The sequence below is a fragment of the Streptomyces swartbergensis genome (assembly GCF_002148965.1).
Lineage (GTDB): Bacteria > Actinomycetota > Actinomycetes > Streptomycetales > Streptomycetaceae > Streptomyces > Streptomyces swartbergensis.
Genome location: NZ_NGFN01000398.1, coordinates 1 through 7,522, shown reverse-complemented (window position 1 = coordinate 7,522; position 7,522 = coordinate 1). Strand labels below are relative to the sequence as shown.

The 7,522-nt window shown below is 70.0% G+C and carries 6 protein-coding genes and 1 pseudogene; 1 reads left to right on the top strand and 6 read right to left on the bottom strand.

Annotated features, from left to right (window positions below; translation table 11 throughout):
- The coding region (locus CA983_RS37860) for a GH1 family beta-glucosidase (protein WP_086605253.1) at positions 1-1,307 on the top strand (1,307 nt) is incomplete at its 5' end.
- 62 nt (positions 1,308-1,369) lie between these two features.
- Here CA983_RS37860 and CA983_RS37855 read toward each other — a convergent pair.
- The 6 genes and pseudogenes from CA983_RS37855 to CA983_RS37830 all read right to left on the bottom strand — a co-directional run bounded on the left by CA983_RS37855 (position 1,370) and on the right by CA983_RS37830 (position 7,481).
- On the bottom strand, positions 1,370-2,692 hold the full coding sequence (locus CA983_RS37855) for a glycoside hydrolase family 36 protein (protein ID WP_086605252.1): 1,323 nt from the start codon (positions 2,690-2,692) through the stop codon (positions 1,370-1,372).
- Positions 2,693-2,713: 21 nt separating this feature from the next.
- Positions 2,714-3,601: a carbohydrate ABC transporter permease gene (locus CA983_RS37850; RefSeq protein ID WP_086605251.1), complete on the bottom strand. Its 888-nt coding sequence runs from the start codon at positions 3,599-3,601 to the stop codon at positions 2,714-2,716.
- On the bottom strand, positions 3,598-4,581 hold the full coding sequence (locus tag CA983_RS37845) for a carbohydrate ABC transporter permease (RefSeq protein ID WP_086605250.1): 984 nt from the start codon (positions 4,579-4,581) through the stop codon (positions 3,598-3,600). The genes CA983_RS37850 and CA983_RS37845 overlap by 4 nt, the downstream gene beginning before the upstream one ends.
- A 32-nt stretch (positions 4,582-4,613) precedes the next feature.
- Positions 4,614-5,927 carry an ABC transporter substrate-binding protein gene (locus tag CA983_RS37840; protein ID WP_086605249.1) on the bottom strand — a complete coding sequence of 438 codons (1,314 nt, stop codon included), beginning with the start codon at positions 5,925-5,927 and terminating at the stop codon, positions 4,614-4,616.
- 228 nt (positions 5,928-6,155) lie between these two features.
- Positions 6,156-6,458, bottom strand: a pseudogene (locus CA983_RS49740) (two-component sensor histidine kinase); the annotation flags it as partial.
- Positions 6,459-6,611: 153 nt separating this feature from the next.
- Positions 6,612-7,481: a spermidine synthase gene (locus CA983_RS37830; RefSeq protein ID WP_086605247.1), complete on the bottom strand. Its 870-nt coding sequence runs from the start codon at positions 7,479-7,481 to the stop codon at positions 6,612-6,614.
- Between the last annotated feature and the right edge of the window lie 41 nt (positions 7,482-7,522).

The window sequence follows — 7,522 nt, the reverse complement described above, 5'->3', positions numbered from 1 at the left end:
CCTTCAGCCATACGCCGGGCAAGACGGCCGGCGGCGACACCGGTGACATCGCTGTCGACCACTACCACCGCTACCGCGAGGACGTGGCGCTGATGGCGGAGCTGGGCCTGGGCGCCTACCGGTTCTCCGTCTCGTGGTCGCGGGTGCAGCCGACCGGCCGGGGTCCGGCCGTGCAGAAGGGCCTGGACTTCTACCGCAGGCTGGTCGACGAGCTGCTGTCCAAGGGCATCAAGCCGGCCGTCACGCTCTACCACTGGGATCTGCCGCAGGAGCTGGAGGACGCGGGCGGCTGGCCGGAGCGTGACACGGCGTACCGTTTCGCGGAGTACGCGCAGATCGTCGGCGAGGCGCTGGGTGACCGGGTCGAGCAGTGGATGACGCTCAACGAGCCGTGGTGCAGCGCGTTCCTGGGCTATGCCTCCGGGGTGCACGCCCCGGGCCGTACGGACCCGGCGGCGTCGCTGCGTGCCGCGCACCATCTGAACCTGGCGCACGGGCTGGGCGCGTCCGCGCTGCGGTCGGTGATGCCGGCCCGCAACTCCGTCGCGATCAGCCTCAACTCCACGGTGCCGAGGCCGCTTTCGCAGAGCCCGGCGGACCTGGCGGCGGCCCGGAAGATCGACGACCTGGCCAACGGCGTCTTCCACGGCCCGGTCCTGCACGGCGCGTACCCGGAGTCGCTGTACGTGGCGACGGCGGGGCTCACGGACTGGGACTACGTCCTCGACGGCGACCTGACGCTGATCAACCAGCCGCTGGACGCGCTGGGCCTCAACTACTACACGCCCGCGCTGGTCTCGGCGGCCGACCCGTCGGCGAGGGGGCCGCGCGCCGACGGCCACGGGTCCAGCGAGCACTCGCCCTGGCCGGCCGCGGACGACGTCGCCTTCCACCAGACGCCCGGCGACCGCACCGACATGGGCTGGACGATCGACCCGACCGGCCTGCACGAGCTGATCATGCGCTACACCCGGGAGGCGCCGGGCCTGCCGCTGTACATCACCGAGAACGGCGCGGCCTACGACGACAAGATCGACTCGGACGGCCGAGTGCACGACCCGGAGCGCGTCGCCTACCTGCACGGCCACCTGTCGGCTGTCCGCCGCGCGATCGCCGACGGCGCGGACGTCCGCGGCTACTTCCTGTGGTCGCTGATGGACAACTTCGAGTGGTCCTACGGCTACGGCAAGCGCTTCGGCGCGGTGTACGTGGACTACGCGACGCTCGAACGCACTCCGAAGTCCAGCGCCCACTGGTACGCGAAGGCGGCGCGCACCGGGAAGCTGCCGGAGGTGGAGGCGGTATAGCCACTGCGGAGGCGGGGGGACGGGGCGCGGCACCATAAGGGGGAGTGCCGCGCCCCGGCTGCTCAGTGCGAGGAGACGCCGCGCGGCGCCAGGAGCCGGCGGGTCGTCGTCACGCCCCACTCGTCCAGCGACAGCAGGCGGTCGCTGGAGGCCATCAGGCCTCCCGTGGACTCGACGTGTGCCGCCCACTGTTCGCGGGTCTCGACGGCCGGACGGGCCATCAGGCAGTCCGGGTCGTTGATCCAGAGGCGGTCGTGCTGCCACTGGCGGCCGGCGCCGGTGAACTCGGCCGGGTCCTGGCCGGGCTGGCTGTAGTCGTCCGCCTCGGGGCGGCGGTGCGGGGCCGTGTCGGGGCTGACCCGCATGGCGTCGAACAGGCCGATGGAGGGGAGGATGGGTGCGCCGCAGCCCAGCAGGTACGACTCCGGGCCGATCGCCGCGCGGATCAGCTCGATGCCCGATCGGTACGCCGTGAGGGGGTCGACGTCCGCGTGGCGTACGCCGTCCAGGGCGCCCGCGTACAGGAAGTCCACCTTGAAGTAGTCGTAGCCCTCGGCGCGCAGGGTCGTGAAGACCTCGGTCAGGCAGGCCGCCGCGTCCGGGTGGGTGGTGTCCAGGACGCGCAGGTCGTGACCCCAGTTGCGGCCCGCGTGGGCGAAGCCGCCGGCGGTGTCCCGGACCAGCCAGTCGGGGTGCTCGGCGGCCAGTTCGCTCGCCGGGTCCACGAGGAACGGTGCCGTCCAGATGCCGGCGCGGCGGCCGCGGGAGCGGATCTTGTCGGCGATTCCGGCACGGGAGCGGAAGCGGCCGGAGAGGGTGAGCCAGTCGCCGAGGGCCCGCTGGTAGCCGTCGTCGATCTGGACGACGTCGACGGGCAGGTCGAGGGTGTCCATCGCGCGGAGGTTCTCGTGGATGTCGTCCTCGGTGACCTCCGTGAAGTACTCGTACCAGGAGCACCAGACGGTGGGCGCCGGGCGGGGGGCGTCGAGTCCGAGGCCGGAGGCCCAGTCCCCCAGCACCGACTGGATGCCGTCGCCCGTCCACTCCTTCACCGGGCCGTCGGCGCCGACCTCCGCGATCCCGTCCCGTACGGCCAGCCGGATCGACGGCACCTCGCGCGTCGGCTCGGCGGCCGCCCACAGCCGGACCGGTGAGCCGTCGCCGGGGTCGAGGGCGAGCAGGCCCTCGCCTTGGAAGACGCCGTCGGGGACCGTGACGCCGGGGCGGTAGCAAACCGTGGCCCAGTTGGTGTTCGCCGGGCGGTGGGGCGCCGTGCCGAGGGCGTAGGCGCCGCTGGGGCTCCAGGACTGCCAGCCCTCCTCGTGGACACGGGCGTGGCGGAGGTCGACGGGCACGGAGGCCAGCGGCGTGAAGGGGTGGGGCACGGTGATCTCTTTCGGGAAGGGTCAGCCCTTGTTGGCGCCGAGCGTCAGGCCGCTGACGAACTGCCGCTGGAGGACGAAGTAGACGATCAGGGTGGGGATCGCGGTGAGCAGGGCGCCGGCGGCGACCAGGTTGGGGTCGGTGAAGTACTGGCCGGAGAGGTTGTTCAGCGCCGAGGTGATCGGCATGTTCTCGCCGGTGGAGATCAGGACGATGGCCCAGAAGAAGTCGTTGTAGATCCAGATGGACAGCAGGGTGGCGAGCGCGGCCATCGCGGGCTTGCACAGCGGCAGCACGATCTGCCAGTACAGGCGCCAGACGGAGGCGCCGTCGACGAGGGCGGCCTCGGTCAGTTCGTGCGGCAGCGAGCGCATGTAGTTGCTCAGCACGAACGCGCAGAAGCCGGACTGGAACGCCACGTGGATGAGGACCAGGCCGAGCGCGGAGTCGTAGAGCTTGCCGGACATGGTGATGCCGGGCAGGTCGATCAGCAGATACAGCCGGTACAGCGGGGTGATGATGACCTGCTGGGGCAGCAGGTTGCCGGCCGTGAAGACCAGCAGCAGCGCCAGGTTGACGCGGAAGTCGAAGCGGCTGACGTAGAAGGCGACCATCGACGACAGCAGCAGCGTCAGCAGCACGGCCGGCACGGCCACGATCAGCGTGGTGCCGAAGTAGTGCAGCATGTCCGACTGCTGGAAGGCGTTGGTGAAGTTGTCGAAGGTCAGCTTGTCGGGCCAGGAGACGTAGCCCTTCTCACTGGTCTCCGCATACGGCCGCATCGCCGCCAGCAGGGCCCACAGCAGGGGTGCCAGCCAGGCCAGCGCCGTGACGACGAGGAAGGTGTGCAGCAGGATCCGGGCGGGGCGGATGGGGGTGCGCTGCTTGGGAGCGCCGGCGACGGTGCTCATGCGCGCCGCTCCTTCCGGAAGGTGGCGATCAGGTACGGGATGATCACCGCGAGCGAGATCACCAGCAGGACGACGGCGATGGCGGAGCCGTATCCGATCCGGCTGGACTCGCCGATGATGTTGTTGGTGACCAGGATCGACAGCAGTTCGGTGCCCTGAGCGCCCTTGTTGAAGACGAAGACCAGGTCGAAGGCGCGCAGCGCCTCGATGATCGTGACGACCAGGACGACGGTGTTGGTGGGCCGCAGGGTCGGGAAGACGACGTTCTTGAACGTCTGCCACTCGCCCGCGCCGTCCAGCGCCGAGGCCTCCCGCAGAGCGGGGTCGACGCCCTTGAGGCCGGCCAGGTAGAGGATCATCATGTAGCCGGCGTGCCGCCAGGAGGCCGCGACCAGGATGGCCCAGAGGTTGAGGTCCGGGTCGCCGATCCAGTCGATGTAGTGGCCGGGCTTGTTGGCGCCGATGAGGCTGTTGATCAGGCCGGTGTCGGGGTTGTAGACCAGCTGCCAGACGAAGCCGATGACCGCCATCGACACCACGACCGGCAGGAAGAACGCGGTCTGGTAGACGCGGCTGAAGCGGATCTTCTTGTCCAGCTGCACGGCCAGGAACAGGCCGAAGGGCGTGGGCAGCAGGATGAGCACGACGAACCAGACGACGTTGTGCTCGACGGCCGGCCAGAACTGCGGGTTGCTGGTGAACAGTTCCCTGAAGTTCTGGAGGCCGACCCATCGGATGGAGTCGAAGCCGATGCCGTCCCAGGTGGTGAAGGCCAGCGCGATGGAGGCGAGGGCCGTCAGCCACACCAGGGCGACGTGCAGGATCGTCGGCACGCCCGCCATCAGGCCGAGCGTGAGCCGGTCGCGGCGGGTCAGCAGGCGCTTGTGCCCGTGGGGCACCTTGGCGGGCTTGGACGTGGGGGCGGGCCCCGGAGCCGGCTCGTCGGCCGTCTCCGGGACCTTGGCGGGGGTGGCAGTCATGTCAGATCCGAGTCGTCGAGTCTCCGGTCGGGTCACGAGGAGGCGAAGATCGTCTTCTTCTGGCGCTCGATCGACGAGAGGATGCTGTCGACGTTCTTGGGGTTGCGGACGAAGTTCTGCAGCGCGGGCTGCATCACCGTGGAGGTGAAGTCCGGGCGGGAGTCACGGTCCATGAACTGCGTCAGGCTCTTCGCGCCCGAGATCATCTCGTAKGCCTTCTTCTGCAGCGGCGTGTACGAGGAGGTGTCGGCCTTGGTGGAGGCGGCCACCACGTTCGGGTCGGACTTGAGGTAGATCTGCTCGGCTTCCGGGGTCCCCAGGTACTCCAGCAGCTCGACGGCACCCGCCTTGTTCTTCGGGGCCTTGGAGAGCATGAAGCCGTCGGTCGGCGCCTCGACGGTGTCCTGGCCGAACTGCGGGTCGATCTCCGGGAAGGCGAAGAAGTCCAGGTCGTCCAGGTCGGCCTTGTTGGTGAACTGCTGGCCCACGAAGGTGCCCAGCACATACATGCCGGCCTTCTTCGCCACCAGGGTCTGCGCCGCGTCCTGCCAGGTGCGGCCCACCGCGCCCTCCTGGTGGTAGGGCAGGATCTCGGTCCAGTGGTCGAAGACCTTGCGCACCTTGGCGTCGGTCCAGGAGGCCTTGCCCGCCATCAGCTCGACGTGGAAGTCGTAGCCGTTGGTGCGGAAGTTGATCTGGTCGAAGGTGCCCATCGCGGGCCAGGCGTCCTTGTCGCCGAAGGCGATCGGGACCAGCCCGTCCTTCTGCATCCGCTTGCACAGGGCGACGAAGGCGTCCCAGGTGGTGGGGACCTCGTAGCCGTGCTGGGCGAAGACGCTCTTGCGGTAGAAGACCGCCCACGGGTACGTGTACAGCGGCACGAAGTAGTACTTGCCGTCCTCGCCCTTGCTGAGCTTCTTCATCGCGTCCGGGAAGTTCCCCCCGATCTTCGCCCACACGTCGTCGATCGGCGTGGCCAGCTTCTTCGACGCGAAGAACTGCATCCGGTACCCGGCGAACCAGGTGAACACGTCGTCCGGCGTGCCCTGCAGATACGAGTTGATCTGCTCCTGGAACGTGTTGTGGTCCTTGGTGTTCACGTCGACCTTGATGCCGGACTTCTTCGTGAAGGCCGCGTAGATCTCGGCGAACGCCTTCTTCGGCACCGCGTCCGAGGAGTTCGAGCCGAGGCTGACCGTCTTCGGGTCGGCCGCCGTGCCACTCCCGCCGCAGGCGCTCAGCAGGGGTATGCCCGCGCCGAGCAGGGTCGCGCCGCCTATGCCGCGCAGCAGGGTGCGGCGGCTGGGAGCGGAGAAGGAGGGTCCGGAGGGGGAGAGGTCGTGCATGAACGGCTCCTGAGGGGCAGGGTTCGGTCACGAGGGTGTGGCGTGAAATCCGGTCTTAATCGACCAGAAATCAACTTGACCGAACACGGTGGCGCAATAACAGCCGTATGTCCGGTCATGCGTCAAGGGCCGTCGCCTCGATTTGTCGAAACGTGACCGACCCGTGAGCGCGGACGCGCCCGGGAGGGGGCCGGGGCCGGCGTCCGGGCAGGCTGGGTGCTGCATACAACCGCTCCCGCTCTGTCTGACGGCTGCGGCTCTCTCCGACCGTTCGCCGCACCGGCCCGCGGTGTCCCCTGGGCCGACGCCGGACATGAGGACGATCACCGCGTCCTCGCCGTTGTGCACGTCGACCGCGACGGCGGTGCCCTCCGGGGTGTGCCGGAAGACGTTGCCGAGGAGCGCGGCGGCCAGGCCGACGCGGGCCACGGGTATGCGCACCGGCGTGCGCGCGCTCCCTGACGGTCTGCACCAACAGGCCGTGGCCGCTGCCGCCGCCGACGACCGCTCCCTGAACACCTGGCTTGTATCCGTCTTACGACGCGCCGTCACCGCCAGCGAGACCCCCGGACCGCCCCGGAGGCGATCAGACCACCCCAGTCCCGCTACTCAGGAACGGGCATTCGCTCCGGCCATGAACGACCGAGCACCCGGCCCGGCAGGATTACTGAGTGCCGTACGGGCTCACCTGAACACCGACTCGGGCGGCGCGGGCGACGCCACCGCCGCGAGATCCGTCACAGGTACGGCCCCGCCGGTGAAGTCGGTCAGCGTCCGTCCGTGCTCGACCCGGCCGGGATGCGGGTCGGAGGCGGCGCGGCGGGTCAGCTCGGCGACGGGCAGCGGCTGGTCGGAGACGACCAGGACGGCGTTCCCGAAGCGTTTGCCGCGCAGCACCGTCGGGTCGGCGACCAGCGCGAGCTGCCCGAAACGGGCGGCGGCGGTGGCGATCTGGCCGCGCAGGTGCGCGAGCGGCGGCCCGTCGGCGAGGTTGGCGGCGTAGACACCGCCGGGCTTCAGCGCCCTGCGTACGTCGTCGAGGAACTCGGTCGAGGTCAGATGGGCCGGTGTCCGGGCCCCGCTGAACACATCGGTGATGACCAGGTCGGCCCAGCCGTCCGGCACCTTGGCGAGCCCCTCGCGGGCGTCGGCGGACCGCACCCTGATGCGCGCGTTCGGGTCCAACGGCAGCTCGCGGCGCACCAGTTGCACGAGGCGGGCGTCCCGTTCGACGACCTGCTGCGTGGAGCGGGGCCGGGTGGCGGCGACGTACCGGGCGAGGGTGAGCGCGCCACCGCCGAGGTGCACGGCGTGCACGGGCCGGCCCGGCGGGGCGACGAGGTCGATGACATGCCCGAGCCGGCGCTGGTACTCGAAGGACAGGTAGGCCGGGTCGTCCAGGTCGACGTGCGACTGCGGGGCCCCGTCGATCACCAGGGTCCGGGCCCGGGCCCGCTCGCGGTCGGGGATCAGCTCGGCGAGCCCGCCGTCGACGCTCTCGACGACGGCTTCCGCACCGGCCTGCCTGCGCCGACCGCTCCTGGACTTTCCCATGGGGTCATTATCGGGGTCGGGCTGTTAAGCGGGTCGTACGC

Coding starts and splice junctions, on each gene's coding strand:
- CA983_RS37850 (WP_086605251.1), bottom strand. CDS start 3,601: ATGAGCACCGTCGCCGGCGCTCCCAAGCAGCGCACCCCCATCCGCCCC.
- CA983_RS37845 (WP_086605250.1), bottom strand. CDS start 4,581: ATGACTGCCACCCCCGCCAAGGTCCCGGAGACGGCCGACGAGCCGGCT.
- CA983_RS37830 (WP_086605247.1), bottom strand. CDS start 7,481: ATGGGAAAGTCCAGGAGCGGTCGGCGCAGGCAGGCCGGTGCGGAAGCC.